13 protein-coding genes are annotated in these 19,924 nt (G+C 60.0%); 5 read left to right on the top strand and 8 right to left on the bottom strand.

Annotation, left to right across the window (positions count from 1 at the left end):
- Nucleotides 1–43: 43 nt before the first annotated feature.
- A complete protein-coding gene (locus FMN63_RS15840; RefSeq protein ID WP_148584991.1) occupies nucleotides 44–610 on the bottom strand; it encodes an NADPH-dependent FMN reductase in 567 nt (188 codons plus the stop codon).
- A gap of 135 nt (nucleotides 611–745) precedes the next feature.
- On the opposite strand from FMN63_RS15840, the gene FMN63_RS15835 reads away from it, so the two are divergent.
- From FMN63_RS15835 to FMN63_RS15825, 3 genes are all read left to right on the top strand, one after another.
- Nucleotides 746–1,186: a winged helix-turn-helix transcriptional regulator gene (locus tag FMN63_RS15835; RefSeq protein ID WP_148584989.1), complete on the top strand. Its 441-nt coding sequence runs from the start codon at nucleotides 746–748 to the stop codon at nucleotides 1,184–1,186.
- A 170-nt stretch (nucleotides 1,187–1,356) separates the two neighbouring features.
- On the top strand, nucleotides 1,357–2,904 hold the full coding sequence (locus FMN63_RS15830) for an ankyrin repeat domain-containing protein (protein ID WP_148584987.1): 1,548 nt from the start codon (nucleotides 1,357–1,359) through the stop codon (nucleotides 2,902–2,904).
- A gap of 97 nt (nucleotides 2,905–3,001) precedes the next feature.
- On the top strand, nucleotides 3,002–3,808 hold the full coding sequence (locus FMN63_RS15825) for a mechanosensitive ion channel family protein (protein WP_148584986.1): 807 nt from the start codon (nucleotides 3,002–3,004) through the stop codon (nucleotides 3,806–3,808).
- 61 nt (nucleotides 3,809–3,869) lie between these two features.
- Here the strand turns inward: FMN63_RS15825 and FMN63_RS15820 are convergent, their stop codons facing one another.
- The 3 genes from FMN63_RS15820 to FMN63_RS15810 form a co-directional block, all read right to left on the bottom strand.
- Nucleotides 3,870–6,755 carry a cation:proton antiporter domain-containing protein gene (locus FMN63_RS15820; protein WP_148584984.1) on the bottom strand — a complete coding sequence of 962 codons (2,886 nt, stop codon included), beginning with the start codon at nucleotides 6,753–6,755 and terminating at the stop codon, nucleotides 3,870–3,872.
- A gap of 110 nt (nucleotides 6,756–6,865) precedes the next feature.
- Nucleotides 6,866–8,404 (bottom strand): hypothetical protein, encoded by a 1,539-nt coding sequence (locus tag FMN63_RS15815; RefSeq protein WP_148584982.1) that lies wholly within the window; start codon nucleotides 8,402–8,404, stop codon nucleotides 6,866–6,868.
- A gap of 70 nt (nucleotides 8,405–8,474) precedes the next feature.
- On the bottom strand, nucleotides 8,475–9,422 hold the full coding sequence (locus tag FMN63_RS15810; protein WP_286192658.1) for a DMT family transporter: 948 nt from the start codon (nucleotides 9,420–9,422) through the stop codon (nucleotides 8,475–8,477).
- A 192-nt stretch (nucleotides 9,423–9,614) separates the two neighbouring features.
- Here FMN63_RS15810 and FMN63_RS15805 point away from each other — a divergent pair, with 192 nt between their 5' ends.
- Nucleotides 9,615–11,777 (top strand): malate synthase G, encoded by a 2,163-nt coding sequence (locus FMN63_RS15805; protein ID WP_148584980.1) that lies wholly within the window; start codon nucleotides 9,615–9,617, stop codon nucleotides 11,775–11,777.
- 62 nt (nucleotides 11,778–11,839) lie between these two features.
- On the opposite strand, the gene FMN63_RS15800 is transcribed toward FMN63_RS15805, so the two are convergent.
- The 3 genes from FMN63_RS15800 to FMN63_RS15790 are packed head-to-tail and all read right to left on the bottom strand — an operon-like array spanning nucleotide 11,840 to nucleotide 16,162.
- Nucleotides 11,840–13,051: a mandelate racemase/muconate lactonizing enzyme family protein gene (locus FMN63_RS15800; RefSeq protein ID WP_148584978.1), complete on the bottom strand. Its 1,212-nt coding sequence runs from the start codon at nucleotides 13,049–13,051 to the stop codon at nucleotides 11,840–11,842.
- A gap of 10 nt (nucleotides 13,052–13,061) precedes the next feature.
- Nucleotides 13,062–14,549, bottom strand: a complete 1,488-nt coding sequence (locus FMN63_RS15795; protein WP_148584976.1) for an aldehyde dehydrogenase family protein — start codon at nucleotides 14,547–14,549, stop codon at nucleotides 13,062–13,064.
- Nucleotides 14,546–16,162, bottom strand: a complete 1,617-nt coding sequence (locus tag FMN63_RS15790; protein WP_148584974.1) for a GMC family oxidoreductase — start codon at nucleotides 16,160–16,162, stop codon at nucleotides 14,546–14,548. The genes FMN63_RS15795 and FMN63_RS15790 overlap by 4 nt, the downstream gene beginning before the upstream one ends.
- Nucleotides 16,163–16,346: 184 nt before the next feature.
- On the opposite strand from FMN63_RS15790, the gene FMN63_RS15785 reads away from it, so the two are divergent.
- Complete coding sequence (locus tag FMN63_RS15785) at nucleotides 16,347–17,240, top strand: LysR substrate-binding domain-containing protein (protein WP_148584973.1); 894 nt, start codon at nucleotides 16,347–16,349, stop codon at nucleotides 17,238–17,240.
- A gap of 331 nt (nucleotides 17,241–17,571) precedes the next feature.
- On the opposite strand, the gene FMN63_RS15780 is transcribed toward FMN63_RS15785, so the two are convergent.
- Nucleotides 17,572–19,902 (bottom strand): fatty acid cis/trans isomerase, encoded by a 2,331-nt coding sequence (locus tag FMN63_RS15780; RefSeq protein ID WP_209001134.1) that lies wholly within the window; start codon nucleotides 19,900–19,902, stop codon nucleotides 17,572–17,574.
- Nucleotides 19,903–19,924: the final 22 nt, after the last annotated feature.

Below are 19,924 nucleotides of genomic sequence, written 5' to 3'. Positions count from 1 at the left end.
AACGATTGAGGGCCGCCGGATCATGATCCGGCGGCCTTTTCATTCAGGCGCGCATGGGTTTCAGAGCGTTTGCCCACTTGGTGAGCTCGCTCAGCATCAGCGTGGTGCCTTCGTTGATCTTTTCGTTTGGCGTGAAGATGTCTTCGTCGTTGATGAATTCCGGGAAGAAGGGAACCGGAACCACCTGCGGCAGGGCCACGACGTTGACGTTGGCCAGCAGGTCGCGCAGCGTCTGGGACGCACGAAGGCCGCCGGAAATGCCACCGTAGCTGATGATGCCGGCCGGCTTGTAGTTCCACTCCTTGTAAAGCACCTGAATCGCGTTCACCAGCGATGCCGGCGCGAAGGAGTCATATTCCGGGGTCAGGAACACGAAGGCGTCGGCGTCGGCAATGATGCTGCTCCAGCGCTTGGTGTGCTCGTGGGTGTACTGCTGAGCGGCAGGATGCGCCGGCTCGTCTAGAAGCGGCAGGTTGATGTCGGCGAGGTCAACGTATTCCACCTCGAAGCCGCCATGCGCTTCAACGGCACTGGCCGCCCACTTCGCAATGGTAGGGCCGACTCGTCCGGGGCGCGTGGACCCGGAGATGACCTTCAATTTCAGCGACATGTTGAATTCCTTGAGAAATAAGATCTTGGGAGGAGTATCCAGGCGATACCTCAGTATACGTTGGATACTTGCATGAAATGATGTATGCCGCTGTCAGCCGCAAGACGGCACTTTTTGGAAACCGAGGTATCCTTGATGAAACCCCTGGCTAAATCCTTTGACGAACTGCCAGCTGAAGCACGGCCTTCTGAAGTAAAACCACGTGAGCAACTGCCGCACCACGAGGACCCGCGTTGCGCGCCGGTGCGCAGGTTGCTGCAGACGGTTTGCAGCAAATGGTGCAGCCTCGTGGTCGCTCATCTTGAGGCCGAGCCACGGCGGTTTTCCGATCTGAAGCGCTCGATTGGCGGCGTGACCCAGAAATCCCTGACCGCGACCTTGCGGGAACTTGAGAAGGACGGTCTGGTCCACCGTGTTGTGACGCCCACCATTCCACCGCGGGTCGACTATTCCCTGACGCCGCTCGGACGCACGCTTCTGGTGCCGTTGAAGGCGCTTACAAGCTGGGCGATCGAGAATGAAGCCGCTGTTTCCAGTGCGCGCGAAAGGTTCGAACGCGAGCATGGTTCCGATTGAGCCTCGGGGTTGAAATCTGCTCTTCTCAAATGCAATCTGATGCCGTCGATGAGGGCGGCACCCGGATCCGCGGAAAGCGAAAGCACCCTGACATCTGAAGATATTTGCCGGTTTTTCACCTGCGCCCGACACCAGCGGATCGCCCGGGCTTACACTTCAGGAGAAAAGCCATGTCCACAGGACCTGCATCTTCCCTCGATCATTACAGGAAAACCGCGCGCCGTCTGAAGAAGGCGTATTTCAACGGCGAGGCAGAGGCGGTCGCACGGACCGCCGCCCATGTCGATACAGCAAGGCCACTGCGCCATGCGGATTTTCTGCATGTCATTGCCCGCGAAGCCGGCCATGAAAGTTGGCCAAGGCTGAAATTCGCGATCGAAACCGCATCCTTCAGCCGGTCAGAACGGGCGGCGCGTCTGAAGCAGGCACTTTATTTCGGCCAGCATTGGGTTACGGAAAAACTGCTCGCAGATGACCCGACGCTAAAGGATGACAATTTCGGACTTCAGGTCGCGCTCTTCGATCTCGAGACTGTTCGGTCCATCCTGGCAACCGACGCCGGAGCCGCCACGCGCCAGGTCGGCGTGCGTACGCCGATCCTGCATCTGGCGTTTTCGAAGAACATTCACCGGCGGCCGGAACTCGCCCCGCAGATGCTTGCCATTGCCAGGCTGCTGGTGGCCAACGGGGCGGATGTGAATGATGGATATCCAGACCAGCCTGGCGACAAGCATCTGTTGTCCGCACTCTACGGCGCCTTGTGTCATGCGGATAATTACGAGCTTGGCCGCTGGCTGCTCGAACGGGGGGCTGATCCGAACGACGACGAAAGCCTCTATCACGCGACCGAGCTCGGGCATTCCCGCGCGCTTGAGCTGTTGTTGAAACATGGCGGAAGGCCTGACGGGACCAACGCCTTGCCGCGTGCGCTCGATTTCGGCGACGTGACGAAGGTCCGGCAGCTTCTGGACGCTGGGGCTGATCCGAACATTACTGAAGCAGACCACCCGAGCGGCCAGCCGATGGACTCCATTCCAGCGCTTCACCAGGCTGCACGGCGTGGGTGTTCAGAAAAGATCGTCGAACTGTTGCTTGCCCATGGCGCTGATCCGGATGCGGAATGGGAAGGGCACACCGCCCATGCCATGGCAGCGATTTACGGCAACTTGCCGGTTGCCGCTTTTCTGGCCAGGCGGAAACATGCGCGAGAGCTGACCCCCAACGAGAAGGTTCTGGGGGACTGCGCGAAGGGGAAGTCAGACCCGGGCAGGCTGGATATCGCGCGTTTGAGCAGGGAAGACAAAAGCCTGCTGACAAGGCTTGCCATTCTTCCCGGAAAACTGGACCACATGAAGGCGCTGATTGCCGCCGGTCTGGACCCGGACGAAACCGACGAAATGGGGCTGCCGCCGTTGCATGTTGCGGGCTGGAACGGCCTAGCGGACGAGATGGACTATTTCCTCTCGCTTGGGCCGGACCTTACCCGCAAGAACCACTTTGGCGGCGATGCCCTGGACACCGTCGTCCACGGTTCGGAATTTGCTCCAAAGCGACCGGAGGCAGATCACATTTCCTGCGCACGTCTGCTGCTCGAAGCCGGCTGCCCGATAGATCCGCGCTCCATCGCTGGCTGTGGCAACGAGGAAATGGCACAGTTTCTGGAAGATTGGCTTGCCGAGCCGGGAAGCAATCCCGGTTCTCGCGCGTTAGACCGATAAGGGGCGAGCCTTCTCAAGGTAGATTTCTGGCCAGCACCAAAATCTGCTGTTAGTAATTCCACGTAATCAAGTGATCGCATAAGGCCGGAGGGAGTTCATGGAAAGCGCAATCGACCAGGTGAGTGTGTATACGCCACTGATCATAAACGCGGCGAAAGCTGTCATCGTTCTGGTGATCGGCTGGTTTCTGGCAGGCTTCCTGTCGAGCATCGTCAAGAAACGCATCGTCGCCCACCCGCGCATTGACGATACCATCGGCAGCTTCGCAGCATCGATCGTGCGCTGGCTGGTCCTGCTCGTCACCTTTATCGCGGTGCTGCAGCTGTTCGGTATTCAGGCAACCAGCCTGGTGGCGGTTCTCGGTGCCGGTACCCTGGCCATTGGCCTGGCGTTGCAGGGCACGCTGAGCGACATTGCCGCCGGTGTCATGCTGATCATCTTCCGCCCCTACAAGATCGGCCAGTATGTTGATATCGGCGGAACCTCCGGCACGGTGAAGGATCTCAACATCTTCGTCACCGAGCTGGTGACGCCGGACAACGTGCAGATCATCATGCCGAACGGAAAGGCCTGGGGCACGGTCGTGACCAATTTCTCGGCCCATTCCACCCGCCGGCTCGATCTGACCTTCGGCATCGACTACGACGACGACATCGACAAGGCGATACAGATCATCCTCGATGTCGCCAATGCGGACGAGCGCGTTCACAAGGATCCCGAACCCTGGGTCCGGCTGACTAACCTTGGCGACAGCTCGGTCGATCTTGGTGTCAGGCTCTGGTGTGATGCCAGCGACTACTGGGAACTGAAATTCCATATGCTGAAATCGGTGAAGGAAGCCTTCGATGGCGGTGGCATTTCCATTCCTTATCCGCATTCGGTGGAAATTCAGAAAGCGGGTTAACGCGCAAGACATCGCCGCAGCGGTTCGGCACCACTGCGGCGATGTCGTGTAAAATCACACTTCAGGCCGTTTCACTGGCTTTCTTTTCCGGTGCCGTAGCTTCTGACGTGCGAGGTTCCTCGGGCGTCTCTTCGGCGAGAGGGGCTTCAGCCGAGGCAGTGCTGCTGTCTTCGGTCGCTTCTTCCGTCTCTTGCGTGCTCGCGCTTTCACCCTTTTCAGCAGGTGACGTTTCTTCCGCGGTGACGGTCTCCACTGCGTTCAGCTTTTCCGTGAGCGAGGGATCGTTCTGGGCTTCCTCTTCATCGAAGATGACGACCTCGGCTTCAGGCTCATTTGAGCCCGGATCCGGGTTGGCGGTTTCCTGTTCAGGGTCTTCATCGGACTGCGTACTGGTCCTGACCTCCGAGAAAATCGGGAAGACGGGATCTTCCATTTCCGCCTCGCCATCGTCCTTGTTCATCAACTGACGCCGTTTGGTCAGCATCGCGACGTGATTGCGCAGGTCTTCGTTTTCGGCCAGAAGCGCCTTGAAATCCTGCGCTCTGAGGCTGAGCAACTGACAATACCCCAGTGCAACGACATCGGCGCTGCGGCGGCCACCGGTCATCAGCGCGATTTCGCCGAACACATCACCACGCCCAAGGCGGATGGTGTGACTGGGTGCGCGTACTTCCACCGCACCTGAAGCAATGAAATAGGCGGCATCGCCGCGATCACCCTTGCGGATCAGCTTCTCGCCCGGCGTTGCGAATTGCGGGCGCATCATCCGCCGGATAGCCTTTTGCTGCTTGCGGGTGAGGTCTGCGAACAGCGGGTGTGCGCTGACGAGTTCGCGTGTCTTCAGGCCGAGATCGAGCTTCGGCCGTGTGTGACAGGCTTTTCGGGTCCGCTCGACATCGCGCAGGAGTTCGCGATGCAACTCGGTGCCGATCAGCATCTGCTCCTTGGCTTCGTCAAAGGCGGTTTCTTCCAGCCGGACGCCTGCCTTGCGCAGAAACTGCCCTTCGAGGGCGTCGGCATAGTCCGGATACTGCAGGCGCAGGGCATCGATGGCTGCAAGGGTTTCGTCCTGCCGGATCGCCAGGATGTCCTGCAGGATGTCGGCAACACGGTCGCCGAGCAGGGGACGGATCCGCTTGTCGTTGAAGTCGACCAGTTCGTCGGCAAGGATCCTGTAGACGAGCAGGAATTCGAACCGGTCGGCAAGGCGGATGGCCAGTGGCCGGGCAATCCGGAGCCGCCGCTGCAAAGCTTGCGCCAGGCGGAAACCAAGGCCGAATTTGAGCGGCTGCCGCGCAGCCTGATTATAGCCGGAGCGGCCTTCGGTTCGCGTCAGGTCTCCTGTGCGTCCCGTCATGGCGAGGAAGCGCGACACGGACCGGCCGGCGATGGTCTTGTCGTGGAAATGCTCCAGCACGAGCTGCTGTTCCCGGTCGGCCAGGGCGATCAGGCCGATGCGGACACGGTCCCAGTCCTTGAGTTCTTCCAGCTTGTTGGTTTCCGCCGCAGCTGCCGCCGCACGGGTTTCGTAATCCTTCAGAACATCGTCCGTGACGCGCGGTGCGATGTGATAGTTGCGGGCGGCGGTTTCCACTTCCTGCCGCACGTCTGACAGGGCAAGTGCGAGGAACTGGGTGCGCAAGGCCTCGTCGCGGGCGTTCAGCTTGTCGAGGCCGAGCAGCCGGATCAGCGGCTTCAGGCTGGTGCCATAGACAAGCAGTGTGAACAGAACGAAGCCCGTCGCCAACTTGGTGACGAAGACCGACACTTCGTCCGACAGCAACGCGTGCTCGGACACGCTGAGCGCCAGCGTCAGTGTGACGGCGCCGCGCATGCCGCCCCACAGGATCACCGTCTTGTAGCGGTCATTGACCGCTTGCCCCATTCGGAAAACGCTGAGGAGCGGCAATAACCCGAAGATGACGACCGCACGTGCGGCCAGCGCCGCGACGATGACGACAAACAGCAACAGGATGTCGATGGGTGTGAAGCCTTCGACGAAACGCGGGATCAGGATGGCGGACAGAAGGAAGATGAGCGACGCTGCCCAGAAGGAGATCTGCTCCCACACTGAGTGCAGAAATTGCCAGTTTGCGGGTTGAATACGGGCCGGGCCGTAAAGGTTGAACACCGTTCCGGCGCAAACCACCGCAACGACGGCGGAAACATCAACGAACTGATCGCTGAGCACATAGGTGCCATAGGGCAGGGCCAGGCTCAACGTCACCTGTGCCAGGGGAATATCGCGCATGATCGGCAGCAGCGAAACCGCGATCCGGCCAAGCAGCGCACCGACAATGATGCCACCGGCAAACGAGCGGCAAAAGGCGAGGGCGGCTTCTCCGACCGTCATCGTTTCGTGACCCGTCAGCATATGCAGCAGAATGACGAAGATCACGATGGCGGCCGCGTCGTTCAGCAGGCTTTCGCCTTCCACGATACGGCCGAGGCGCGCGGGCGCACCGATGTCCCGGAAGATGGCGACGACGGCCACTGGATCCGTGGTCGCGACGATCGAGCCGAGAAGAAGGCAGGCGATCAGTGTGATGTCCGTGAGCGAAAAAAGTGTCGCCAGCGGATAGAGGGCAAAACCGATAAAGGCCGTTGCAACAAAAACGGCGATGACCGCCATCAGCAGGATGGGAGCGATATCCTCGACGATCCGCCGGACGTCCAGTGTGAGCGCGGTTTGAAACAGCAGGATTGGCAGGAAAATATAGAGGATCATCTCCGAATCCAGCGGGGGATTTATGAAGACGTCCGCAATCGAATTAAAGACATTGGTTTTGGCCGTGTAGCGCAGATAGATGGCCAGAATGCCGATCATCGTGCCGACAGTTGCCAGCAAAACACTCGGCGCCAGCCCAAGCCGCCGGGCAAGGGGCTGCAGCAGGGAAATCGTCAGCAGGAGCAGCGCGAAAGCGCCTGTAATTAATGGAGTTTCCATGCCGATATGGTGCACCGCGATTGCGGCAATTTCAAACTAGTGTTTCAAATATTCTTGCAGCCCCCGGCAATAGCCACAGGATTGGGCGGAAATGACCATGACGCCAAACCCTATCGGCCAAAAACTTTGCGGAAGGGCCACGTCAGGAACCTCACCCAGTCGGCGACGACAAGCCAGAATATTGCCGGCACCACCATGACAAACGCAAACGGCAGGAAGAGCACGATCTTCGTGAGTTTGATCGGAAGAGACGTCGCCTGGGCAGCTGCACGGTTTTTCAGAACGTAGCGCCAGAGCCGGTTCCACCAGCGCCAGAGATACCAGCCCAGAAACAAGGTGACGGCGGACAGGAGAGCGAAGAGAAACAGGTTGAAGTTGGAGACCCAGGGTATCCAGCGGCTCTCGACTTCGTCCGTGTGCGCGGGATCTTCGTTGTTGCTGTGAATGCTCCGGACACCCGTCCGCAGGCTTCCATCCAGAAGCCAGCCGGCAAGCGTGTAGTCGTCCCCGGCCGACGAAGACACTTGCGGGCTGGCAGCCGCAGGTTTCGCTTTCGGGTCGAAACGTGTTGCCGTCACAAGCCGGAAGTTTCTCTCGTCTGCGGCGTTGATCACGGTTGTGCTGTTGGGTGGCGACAGAGCCTTCAAAAGGTCGGCCTGGGTCATTGCCGATTGGGCTGCTGCAAAGCGTTTTTCAAGCGCGGTCTTTGAAAACCAGCTTTTGCCCGGTTGAACCAGCGAAGAACTCTCGACGAGCATCAGGTTGACGCGCTGACTCTCGGCTGCTGCCTGGAAGATGTCGAGGTCGATTTCCCGAACGGACTTGCCATCGCGCACACTCAATTGCGGACGTCCGGTCTGCGGGTGCGGCGTAATGCGGCCACTGACGACCAGTGTCCTGTTTTTGTATTTCGCCAGGCTCGACGCCAGAATATCGGCATCGAGATTGGCAATAACGTCGCCCGGCGCCGCCGCCTTCGCCGCCCCGGCCTTGTCGAACCGGGCCATCTTGAGGTCCGCCTGTTTGACCGGCCGGGTGAGGAACTTCATGTTGCCGTCGAGTGCTCTGGCTGTAGCCGGATCGATCAGGACATCGGGCGAAAGCGCGACCGCAAGCCGTGTGCCGCCTGAATGGCGAACCGGCTTCAGGTCATATGCCTTGCCATTTGGCATCACCATCACCGGCCGGGTCTTGGGCGGCAGGCTGTCCAGTTGGTCCCGAAGCTTGAAGAAGTCAGCTTCCCGGACAGCTAGCTGAAGCGAGCCGGGGGCTTTGGTCTTGCCTGGAAGATCACCCGCCAGTGGCCGATGCGCCTGCCTTGCGGCATCATCCAAGGCATCGGGCAGATCGTGAAGGGAGGACAGATGCAGGCTTTTGCCTTCGGCGTTGACAAGTTGCCAGGCGTTTCCCGGGGCCGGCACCAGCGCAATGGATGCGGCACCGGAGATCTTGGGCAGCCGTTTTGCAATCGAGGCGCCTTCGTCGAGAAGATGCTTGGGCGTGTGGACATGTTTTCCTGCGGAACCGGCGGCGTCTCCGGCTTCCCGCGCAAGCCGCGACAACAATCCGGCTTCGGCGGTTGAGGCAAGACACAAGGTGATTGCCGCCAGCAGAAGCCCGCGAAGGGTAACTTTGAAATTGTAGAACACGTCTGAAATCCAGGTCAGATAGAAAAGGTTATTTCAAAAGCTCGAAAGGTCAGGCATTTCGCCGGTTCGCTTAACCTGCCTTGCGCTCCGATAGCCATATGCCACCGATAACCAGCGCCAGAGCGCTGCCGTGGTACCACTTGAACGGTTCTCCAAGGATGGAAACCGCAAGAATGGCCGCGAAGATCGGCACGAGATTAATGAAGATCCCCGCGCGGGCCGGTCCGATCAGTTCGACACCGCGCATGAAGAAGATCTGCGCGATGCAGGACGGAAAGAGCGCGATATAGAGGACCACCAGCCAGCCCTGGAGCGACGGCCACTGAACGGTGCCGGCAGCGATGTCATAGGCAAGACCGGGCAGGGATGTGAGTGCGGCAATGCCGGAGAGAACCGCAAAGAACGCAAGCGGCGAAACCCGCGGCCGGTCGCGCAGCGCAAGCGTATATCCGGAATAGAGCACACAGGCGATCAGCATCACGCCATCGCCCGGATTGACGGCAAGCGCCAGCAGCACGTCCAGGCTGCCCTGGGCGGCAATCAGCGTCACCCCGACAAGCGTCATCAGAATGCCGAGCACCTGTAGGGCCCGGATCCTGGTGCCGAAGGCAATCAGGGAACCGATCAGAACAAGGATCGGGACCGACCCCTGGATAATGCCCAGGTTGACGGCCGTGGTTTTTGTCGCGGCGATGTAGAACAGGGTGTTGAACCCGATGAACCCGAAGACGGCCATCAGCACCATGCGCAAGGAATAGGGCCGCATGAGAGGCCATTCCGCACATATGTGCCGCCATTGCAGCGGCACCAGGATGCCGGCAACGATTACCCAGCGCAGGAACACCACCACCATGGGGGACACTTCGCCCACCGCAAGGCGGCCGGCAACGGTGTTGCCGCCCCAGAACAGTGAAGTCAGGGTCAGCATCAGCAGGGCATTGCCGTAGGACAGGTCGCCTACACGTTTAACCAGCGAGAACATGGAAACCGTTGCGTGGAAGATGGAATGAAGGTCCATCGGTAACGGATTGGCGCGCGGAGGCAAAGAGCAATCTTTTTGTATACCGTCTTATACTGTTGGAGATAATGATCTGGATCTTTTCCAAAATGGAAAAAGTCATCCAATAGGTCCGGCAATTGACGATTGCGTGCTTAGACCCCAAAACACGGGCTAATATCAGATTTTCAAGTTCGTTTAGGGAGCTGACAGATGACAGGCCGCGTCGATGCCCATGGATTGCAAGTAGCCAGGGTTCTTTATGACTTCATCAATGAAAAAGCTCTTCCGGATACCGGTGTCGAGCAGGAGCATTTCTGGAAAAGCCTGTCGAGCCTGATTCACGATCTGGCACCCAAGAACCGAGAACTTCTGGCCAAGCGTGACAGTCTGCAGCAGAAGATCGACATCTGGCACAAGGCCAACCCGGGCACTCCGGACATGGACGGTTACAAGACTTTCCTGACGGAGGTCGGGTATTTGGTGCCGGAGGGACCGGACTTTTCCGTCGGGACCGCCAACATTGATCCGGAAATCGGTACCGTTGCCGGTCCGCAGCTTGTCGTTCCGGTGATGAACGCCCGCTACGCGCTCAACGCCGCCAATGCACGCTGGGGCTCTCTCTATGATGCGCTCTACGGCACCGATGCAATGGGCTCTCTGCCGGCCGGAAAGGGGTTTGATCCGGCGCGCGGCGCAGAGGTGATTGCCTATGCGCGCAAGGTTCTCGATGAAGCCGCCCCGCTGGCAGACGGAAGCTGGTCCGATGTAACCGGGTTCGCCGTGGAAGCCGAAGCCCTGGTCATTTCGACGAAGACCGGAAGCACAAGCCTTGCCGACGCCTCGCAGTTTGCCGGTTACTCCGGAGACAACGAGGCTCCCTACAAGGTGCTGCTCGTCAAGAACGGCCTGCATCTGGAAATCAACATCGATGCGCAACATCCGATCGGCAAGACCGATGACGCCCACATCGCCGATGTCATTCTGGAATCGGCCATGTCGACGATCATGGATTGCGAGGATTCCGTCGCTGCGGTGGACGCAGAAGACAAGGTCGTCATCTACACCAACTGGCTTGGCCTGATGAAGGGCGACCTGGAAGAAACATTCCAGAAGGGTGGAGAGACCGTCACCCGCCGGATGAATGCCGACCGCAATTACACGGCACCTGACGGGTCCGCGCTGTCACTGCACGGACGCTCGCTGCTGCTGGTGCGCAACGTCGGTCACCTGATGACCAACGATGCCGTGCTCGACAAGGACGGCAACGAGGTGCCGGAAGGTCTTCTCGACGGCATGATCACCTCGCTGATCGCGCTGCACGACATCGGTCCGAACGGCCGTGAACTGAACAGCCGCGCCGGCTCGGTCTATATCGTCAAGCCGAAGATGCACGGTCCGGAAGAAGTGGCCTTTGCCTGCGAGATCTTCAACCGGGTGGAAGATGCCCTCGGCCTTGCGCGCAACACGCTCAAGATGGGCATCATGGACGAGGAACGCCGCACCACGGTGAATCTGAAAGAGTGTATCCGCCAGGCAAAGGACAGGGTGTTCTTCATCAACACCGGCTTCCTCGACCGCACCGGCGACGAAATGCACACCTCCATGGAAGCTGGTCCGATGATCCGCAAGGGCGACATGAAGGCTTCCACCTGGATCAGTGCCTACGAGAACAACAACGTTGATGTGGGTCTTGCCTGCGGGCTGCCGGGGCATGCCCAGATCGGCAAGGGCATGTGGGCCATGCCCGACCTGATGAACGCCATGCTGGAGCAGAAGATCGGCCACCCCATGTCCGGGGCGAACACTGCCTGGGTTCCGTCCCCGACAGCTGCGACGCTCCATGCGCTGCACTACCACAAGGTGGCGGTAACTGAGCGCCAGAAGGAGCTGAAGAGCCGCAACGCGGCGAAGCTGGAAGACATTCTTTCCATTCCCGTTGCCGAGCGCCCCAACTGGGCACCTGAAGACATTCAGGCCGAGCTTGATAACAATGCCCAGGGCATTCTGGGGTACGTCGTGCGCTGGGTGGAACAGGGTGTCGGCTGCTCCAAGGTGCCGGACATCAACGATGTCGGCCTGATGGAAGACCGCGCAACCCTGCGTATTTCCTCTCAGCATATCGCCAACTGGCTGCACCATGGCGTTGTCGGCCGGGAGCAGGTTCTGGAAACCATGAAGCGCATGGCGGCAGTGGTCGATGGTCAGAATGAGGGCGATCCGCTCTACCGGCCGATGGCGGCGGATTTCGAAGGCTCGGTCGCCTTCCAGGCAGCCTGCGAACTGGTGTTCGAAGGCACCAGCCAGCCAAACGGTTACACCGAGCCGGTGCTGCATCGCCGCCGGATCGAGTTCAAGGCCAAGACAGCGGCCTGAGCTTGAGAAAAGAATGCTGATGTTTCGGCCGCAGGGGGCTCTCTCTGCGGCCGAACTGTTCCTTAGAGTGGCAAGGCCGGGCTTTCCTGTAGTCCCAGATGCAGTTCGTTGCCGGTGTAGGGGTGCGCCCGGGCAACATCCTCGTTGAGATCGTGACCAAGGCCCGGCTCGTCTGATGGGATGACGTAGCCGTCTTCCCAGCGGATCGGGGTCTTCAACAGGTCGGCATAGAAACCGTCGAAAGTGCGGATGGATTCCAGCACCAGAAAATTCGGGCTGCAAGCTGCAAGCTGAATATTGGCGAGCGCTACCAGCGGACCGCAGTAAAGATGCGGGGCGATCTGCGCTGATCGGCATTCCGCCATGGCGGCGATCTTCTTGGCTTCCAGCAGACCGCCGACGCGTCCGAGGTTCATCTGCAGGATGCTGGCCGCACCAAGTTCCAGCACCCGGGCAAATTCATATTTGGTGCAGAGCCGTTCACCGGTGGCAACCGGGATGGACGTGAACCGCGCCACTTCGGCCATGTCTTCCGGCTTCTCCGGTGGGATCGGTTCTTCGAACCAGAGCGGGTCATAGGCCTCGATCCGGCGCGCAAGGCGCTTGGCGCCCGACACGGTGAACTGTCCATGGGTGCCGAAAAGAAGGTCGGCCCTGGTGCCGACCGCATTGCGGATCTGCCGACAGAAGGCTTCAGAGCGTTCCAGATCGTCAAGGCTCGGCTGGTGACCGTCGTAGATGGTGTAGGCACCGGCCGGGTCGAACTTCACTGCCGTGAAGCCCTGTTCCACCGCCTTGACCGCCGCTTCCGCCGCCATGTCCGGGTCGTTGTAGACGTTGGGTTTCGACGGATCCGGATAGACGTCGCCATCGGAAGGATAAAGGTAGGTGTAGGAGCGAAGGCGCTCCTGCACCTTGCCGCCCAGAAGCTGATAGGCCGGCTTGCCGGCAGCCTTGCCGATGATGTCCCAGCAGGCCATTTCCAGTCCAGACAAGACACCCATGACGGTGACATCCGGACGCAGCGTGTAGCCGGCACCATAGGTCTTGTGCCAGAGCTTCTCGATATGGTGCGGATCTTCGCCTTCGAACTGGCGCTGGAACACGTCCTTCGCCATGTCGGCAACCAGATGCGGGCCGAAAGTCGCGTTGTAGATCTCGCCGTAGCCGGTGATCCCGCATGCCGTTACCAGCTTGACGAAGATGAAGTAGCGCCCGCCATGGCGCGGTGGGGCGTTTTCGACGACGAAGGTCTCGATTTGGTCGAGTTTCATATTGGTCCACTTAGCTCGCGTTGCTGATCGTGATGGACTTTACCTTGGTATAGGCGTCGAGCCCTTCCCAGCCTTTTTCACGGCCATAGCCCGACTTCTTGTTGCCGCCGAACGGCAGTTCATTTCCGCCAGCCCAATAATCGTTGACCGACACTTGCCCGCAATCCATGGCGCCCGAAACGCGCATGGCCCTGCCAATGTCCCTTGTATAGACACTTGCGATCAGGCCGAAGTCGGTGCCGTTGGCCAGCGCGATGGCGTCTTCTTCGCTTTCAAACATCTGAACCGACAGAACGGGGCCGAAGATTTCTTCCTGGACCGCGGGATCATCCGGCACGAGGTCGGCGATCACCGTTGGCTGGAAGAACCAGCCTTTGCCGGTGTCCGCGTCGGTGGTGACGTCACCGCCGGTCAGGATATTGGCGCCGCGCGCCTTTGCGGCATCCACATGGGCCTTGATACGGGACAGATGCAGTTCGGAATTGATGGCGCCCATGTCCGGGGCGGTCAGACCGTGACCGGGTCTGATCTTGGCCGCGCGATCGACAAGAATGGCAAGCACCTCGTCGCGGATCGACTTGTGCAGGATCAGCCGCGATCCAGCGGAACAGATCTGGCCGGAGTTCGAGAAGATCGCCCAATAGGCTCCATCGGCGACCTTCTCCGGATCGGCATCGGCAAAGGCGATCAGCGGAGACTTGCCTCCGAGTTCCAGTGTCAGCCGGGTCACATTCGGCGCGGCCATCTGGGCCACATTGATGCCGGTGGTGACCGAGCCGGTGAAGGTCAGCTGCTTGATGCGCGGGTCGCGCGCCATCTGTGCACCGATATCGCTGCCAAGCCCGGTGACAACATTCACCAGTCCTTCCGGCACTCCGGCTTCACACAGAAGTTCCGCCATCACAAGTGCGGTGAAGGGGGTGGTTTCGGCCGGCTTGGCGACAACGGAACAGCCCGCGGCAAGGGCAGGTGCGACACCGCGCGCGAAGGTCGAGGTGGGATAGTTCCAGGGAATGATATGCCCTGTAACTCCGACCGGTTCGCGCGCGGTGAAGGCGGTGTAGGCAGGGCCAAGGTTGACCGACCGTCCGTCCAGCTTGTCGGCGGCGCCTGCGTAATACTCGAAGAGGCGCGCGGAGGACTGCACGTCGCCCTGGGCCTCTGCCAGTGTCTTGCCGCTGTCGACCACTTCGATCACGGCCAGCCGATCGGCGTTGTCGCGGAACACCCGGGCGGCATTGTTCAAAATGCGGCAGCGCTCTGCCGGTGTAACCTGCCGCCAATGTGCGGCAGCTTTCTCGGCAGCATCGATTGCCCTGTCCATATCGTTGTCGGATCCGAGAGAAAACTCGGCGAAAGCTTCCGCCCGGCCCGGGTCGAAGCTTTCCATCTTGCGGTTCGAGGCAGGAGTGCGCTTGCCGGCTATGAAATGCCCATCGGGCAGAGCGTCGAGCCTGCCGTTGGCCAGATAGTCTTGGGCGATATCCTGAACGGTCATGAGTGGGCTCGCTTCTGGTCTTCCAGGATGAGATCGGCCCCCTTGAGGGCCAGCATCATGGTCGGGGCGTTGGTGTTGCCGGAGGTGATGTTCGGAAAGGCAGACGCATCGGCAACGCGCAAACCTTCAACCCCATGCACCTGCAGGCGGCTGTTGACGACGGCGGTCTCGCGGTTTTCCCCCATCCGGCAAGTCGAAACCGGGTGGAACACGGTGCTGGCGCGGCTTCGGAAGTCCGACAGAATGCCGTCACCGTCAAGGTCACCAAGGTTGGGAGCGACAGGCTGTTCGACAAGGGCGCTCAAGGCGCGGCTTGCCATCAGTCTCTGGCAAAGTTTTCCGCCGTTGATCACGGTTTGCCGGTCTTCCTCTGTTGCAAGAGAGTTGGGCTGGATCGAGGGCGCGGCACGGGCATCGGCGCTAATGATGTCGATACGGCCCCGGCTGGTGGGGCGAGCCGGCTGAGCACAGATGATGAAGCCGTTGAACGGATCGATGGTCAGCCGGGTCTTGTCCCCTTGGGGCCGCAGGCGATAGCTGATCGGATTGAAATAAAGCTGCTGGTCCGGCCGGCTCAGATCCGGCTGAGAACGCAGGAAGCCGCCGCACTGGTTGACGGAAAGAGCCAGGGGACCCTTGCGCGTTGCCGCATATCGCATGGCGGAAAGGGCCTTGCCGAGCAGAGGACGCAGGATCGCATTGAGCGTCGGTTCCTTGGCGCGGAAGGTGAAACTCGCTGCCAGATGATCCTGTAGATTGCCGCCGACATTGTAGTTTGCGTGGAGGACTGGAATGCCGAGCGCACTCAGCAGATTGCCCGGACCGATGCCGGAAACCTGAAGCAGTTGCGGTGAGCCGATGGCGCCAGCCGCCAGGATGACTTCCCGGCTGGCCAGCAGGGTCTCACCGCTCAGGAGTTCCACGCCTGTCGCGGTTTTGCCGTCGAACAGAATGCGGGCGACCTGGGCCTGCGTCCGAACAGTCAGGTTCTTGCGGACAAGGGCAGGGCGCAGATAGGCGCGCGCGGAAGAACACCGGCGGCCGTCCCGGGTGTTGATCTGGTATATGCCGCCGCCTTCCGGAGCATCGCCGTTGAAATCGTCGCTCCAAGGCAGCCCCACTTCGCGGATCGCGGCGAAGAAATGCCGGTTCACCTTGTGGACCTGATCGGACACGTTCTGGATATGGATCGGTCCATCGCCCTGTTTGACGCCGTCACAGTTCACCCGCGTTTCAAGGCGCTCGAAAGTCGACTTGACGTTCGCCCAGCCCCAGCCTTTTGCGCCGGAGGCCTCCCAGTCTTCGAAGTCTCCGGGCAGGCCGCGGCAATAGACCATTGCATTGATTGAACCCGATCCCCCCAGTAAACGTCCGCGTGGCCAATAGACACTGCGGCCTCCCAGGCCTTCGTCAGGGTCGGTCATGAAGCGCCAGGTGCGTTTGGGATCGGAATTCAGCTTGCCATAGCCGAGCGGCAGGGACACCCAGGGCGAGGCATCGGACCCACCAGCCTCCAGCAGAAGAACACGCGTTTGCGGATCGACGCTCAGGCGCTCCGCCAGAATGCACCCGGCCGAGCCTGCCCCCACGATGATGTAGTCGACCTTGTTCATGTTGCGCTGCCGGGTGCCTTGACTGCTGTTCAGCCAAAGTGTCGTTGAGGAATGAAAAATCCTGAAGCGAAAAAATATTTGGTATAGGTTCGAAAAAATTTGAAGGAAGACCTTGTTCGCACAGATGCGAATTCGTTTCGGTGCGAGAAAGCAGACGCCCCCGGTTTGAGGAAAGGACGGCAGAATGGCCTATAGCCTGCCACCGCTTACATGGCTGCGCGCATTCGAGGCGGCTGCCCGACTCGGGAACTTCACGCGGGCAGCGGAGGAATTGCTGATCACACCGGCTGCTGTCAGCTATCAGGTGCGCCAACTGGAAGAGTTGCTGGGCTATCCGCTGTTCGATCGCGTTCACCGCGAACTGGTTTTGACCCGTCCCGGGCAGACCTACCTGCCAACGGTCGAAAAGGCGTTTTCCGACCTGTCCATCGCGACTGTTTCCGTGTTTGGCGAACGTGACCGGCAGCCGGTCCGGTTCCGCTGTCTCAACAGCTTCGGTCAACTCTGGATGATCCCGCGTCTGCGCGCGTTTCAGGAGGCGCACCCCGGCGTCGACCTGCAGATGATCTCGGCCTCCTGGGCGGAAAAGCTCAGTCCGGAACTGTTCGACATCGATATCCGGTTTGGCGACGGTAGCTGGACCGACGGGGTGGTGTCGTTTCTGCTGAACGACCCGATCATTCCGGTCTGCCATCCGGACCTGGCGCTCGACACGGGCAAGCGCGAACTGGAGGCGCTGGCGGGCGCGCCGCGCCTCGACATCATGGGAGTGATCGATACCTGGGAGAGTTTTTTCCACAGCCATGGCCGTGTGGTGCCCAAGCGAAATGGCCTGCAGGTCGACCAGACCCTGTCGGTCCTGGAACTGGCCGCTCTCGGCCATGGCCACGCTCTGGTCCTGGAAACGCTCGCCCAGCCCTATCTGGATAGCGGCCGGTTGATCCGGTCTTCAGACAAGAAGATCAAGAGCCGGCACAGCTACTATCTCGTCACCAACGGTCCACGCCAGGCACTCAGCCCCCACGCCCAGATCTTCTGTGACTGGATGATACGGGAACTTGGCGGTGTGACAGGCTGAGAAAGTTGTTCAAGGATATGAATAGTTTGTGCCTGCTTGATCGCAACAAACTCCGGCTTATCCTGGACCTCTGGCCCGAAAGTGGTGTCCGGGGCGACTGCTTCACCGCATTTGTCATTCCCGCGAAAGCGGGAAACCAGTACTCCGTGAGGTAAGAATTTGGTTTATAAACAAATTCATGGGGTTACTGGATCCCCGCTTTTGCGGGGATGACAACTAAGAAGGGTGAAATGTCGAGACGGGATCCACGACAAATGCGTCCTTTGACATTGTGGCCTCAGACCCTCGGGAAGCGGGGAAATTTGCAAGATCACCCGCTCAAGCTGCAAGTCTAATCCAGTGAGAAGTTGAACTCGAACAGGCGGTCTATCGTGTCGAGGGGTTTCGGGTCCCGGTACCGATTGAGGTCGAGCAAGCCCGCCTGAAGTTCATTCTGCTCTCTCAAGGCGGTCTGGATCCGGTCGAACTCGGTCCAGAACGCCGGATCCGTTCTGCGGATACCGTAACGCGCCACGAGCTTGAGATAGTCGTCCTGAGACCGGATTGCCCGAATCATCTGCACGAAGTCGGGCAGCTGGGCCTGTTTCACCTTGAACATGAAATTCGGATAGCTGCTGAACTGCCCGGGAACGACTGTCACTCCGTCGTTCTCGGGTTCGCGGCGCAGGTCCTCGTTGAAGATGAAGGCAACATTGCTGTGGGCCATGTCGTGCACCAGGGTGAACACCTGTGTGTCACGCTCCGTTTCCACAAGAAGGACCGAGATATCGGCCAGGAACTTTGCATAGGGAGCAGGCTTCTGGACAAGCGGGCGCAACTGACCTGCCGGGGTGTCGTCGGCAGCGCAGGTGCTTCCGCTGCAGCGGTTGATGGGGTCGTGCGCGGCCCACAGGCCCGCTGGTCTGCGTAGCAGAGAGGTGAGGAACTCCGACTTGGCGTAGCTGGTGGTGAAATGGATGCCCGTTGGAGACGTGTTGTCCAGCGCACTTTCCTTCCAGAGATCGACAAGATTGACGAGCGGTCCCTGATACCAGCTATCGTGCATCGGTTTGCGAAGCTGAGGTGGCAGGAACGACAGGAACGTTCGCTCCCCCTCACGGCGCAGACTGTCCATGTAAAGACGCGTCGTCAGCTGGTGCTCCACATTGCCGAAGACATCGAACCCGGCGACGAGATTGTAATAGATCCGCTCGAACAGCGGGAAGTCGATGACCCAGGCTGTTTCCGGCACAGCTCCGACAAAACCGGTCACCACAGACGCTGAGGAGAAATTGCGGTAGACGGTCAGGCGGGCATCGACCTCGGTCCCGTCGCCGTCCCAGATGTCGCCATAGTCCGGGCCGCCATCAACCTTGTACTTGCTCTCGTAACGTCCCTTGCGAAACTCCTGATACTTGACCGGTCCGAGCGACAGGAATGCTTCCAGCCGCTTGGACAATTTGCCATCGAACTGCGCAACCGGCAGTTCCAGGATCGGGATCGCGTTTTCCAGAAAGCTCGGGTCCGTCACGGACAGGTCGGCTTCCGGGCTCAGGAAGGAGACCCAGAAGCGGTCCTCGATCACGTTGACCGCAACCTGCCCGTAGCAGACAGGGCCACGGATGAAAGACCGGACAAAATACAGCGCATCGTCCAGCAGGAACTGGTAGCGGCTGCGGGCAGGGATCGCCTGGAATGTCGACAGAGGGTTGCCGCCCGCGGCCGTTGAATAGGACGGCAGGCTCTCAATCTCCCAGTCGGTTTTCAGAAACAGGTCAGCGTAGCGGTTGAGGCGCTCGGGACCGATCTCATAGACCATGTGCTCCTTGTGAAGGATGGTGCCGTCAATCGGGACAAGCCTGTAGTGAAAGGGGCCACCCGGGTCGTCAAAAGGCCGGCGCGTGGGAATTTCATCAGGGGGGGAACCGGCCGGGGTTCTGGAGCGGATCACCCGAAAGAAGCGGGTTTTCTCATCGCCCTCCAGATGCAGATGGGCCAGGAACAGGTGCTCGTAGATATAGCGCGCGACAAGCTTCGATCGTTTGTCGCCGCGATTGAAGAAAGTTTCGACGGCATGCACCGACTGTTTGACGCTGTTGGGCAGACGCTTGTCCGCATCCGAGGCAGGCGCGCCATCCCTGGCCCAGGCCAGCAAGGTTGCGTACTCACCGTCGGCGAGCGGTGCCATGGCAAAGGGCATGCCGCCCTGCGGATGCTCTTCAAGATAGTCCTTCACCTTGCCGGGCATGGCGCAGCTATTGGACCGCAGCGTCGAAATGTCGATGTCGTCGGGAAGAGGTGCTCCGAGCTTGAAGGACGTTCTCCGCCCTGCCTGAAGCAACTGCTCCAGAACCGATGGGCCGTCCTTTGCACCCGCAACGTCGAAGAACCCCTTGGCGCGCCAGCCCGGCACGGTTTTCGCGTCGATTCCAAGGCGCGTCAACGGAGCATCCTCCAACCGGGAGGAATCATAGACTTTCTGCTTGCTCGCGCCCCGCAACCAGCCTGCGGCCGACGACAGTTTCAGCTGACAGGGCGCGTCGTAACAGCCGTGGCAGACCACGCAGCGCTTGTTGAGAACGTCAACGGGAGCACCGGCTTCCTGCGCCGTCGTCGCGCCGGCCCAGCAAATCATCAGCAGCTGAAAGGCGCGTTTCGGGAACCGGAAAAACGGCCTTTTCATGCGCCCGGCTGCAGTCCAGTCA

It is taken from the genome of Stappia sp. BW2, assembly GCF_008107695.1.
GTDB lineage: Bacteria > Pseudomonadota > Alphaproteobacteria > Rhizobiales > Stappiaceae > Roseibium.
This window is presented reverse-complemented; position numbering and strand designations above follow the sequence as displayed.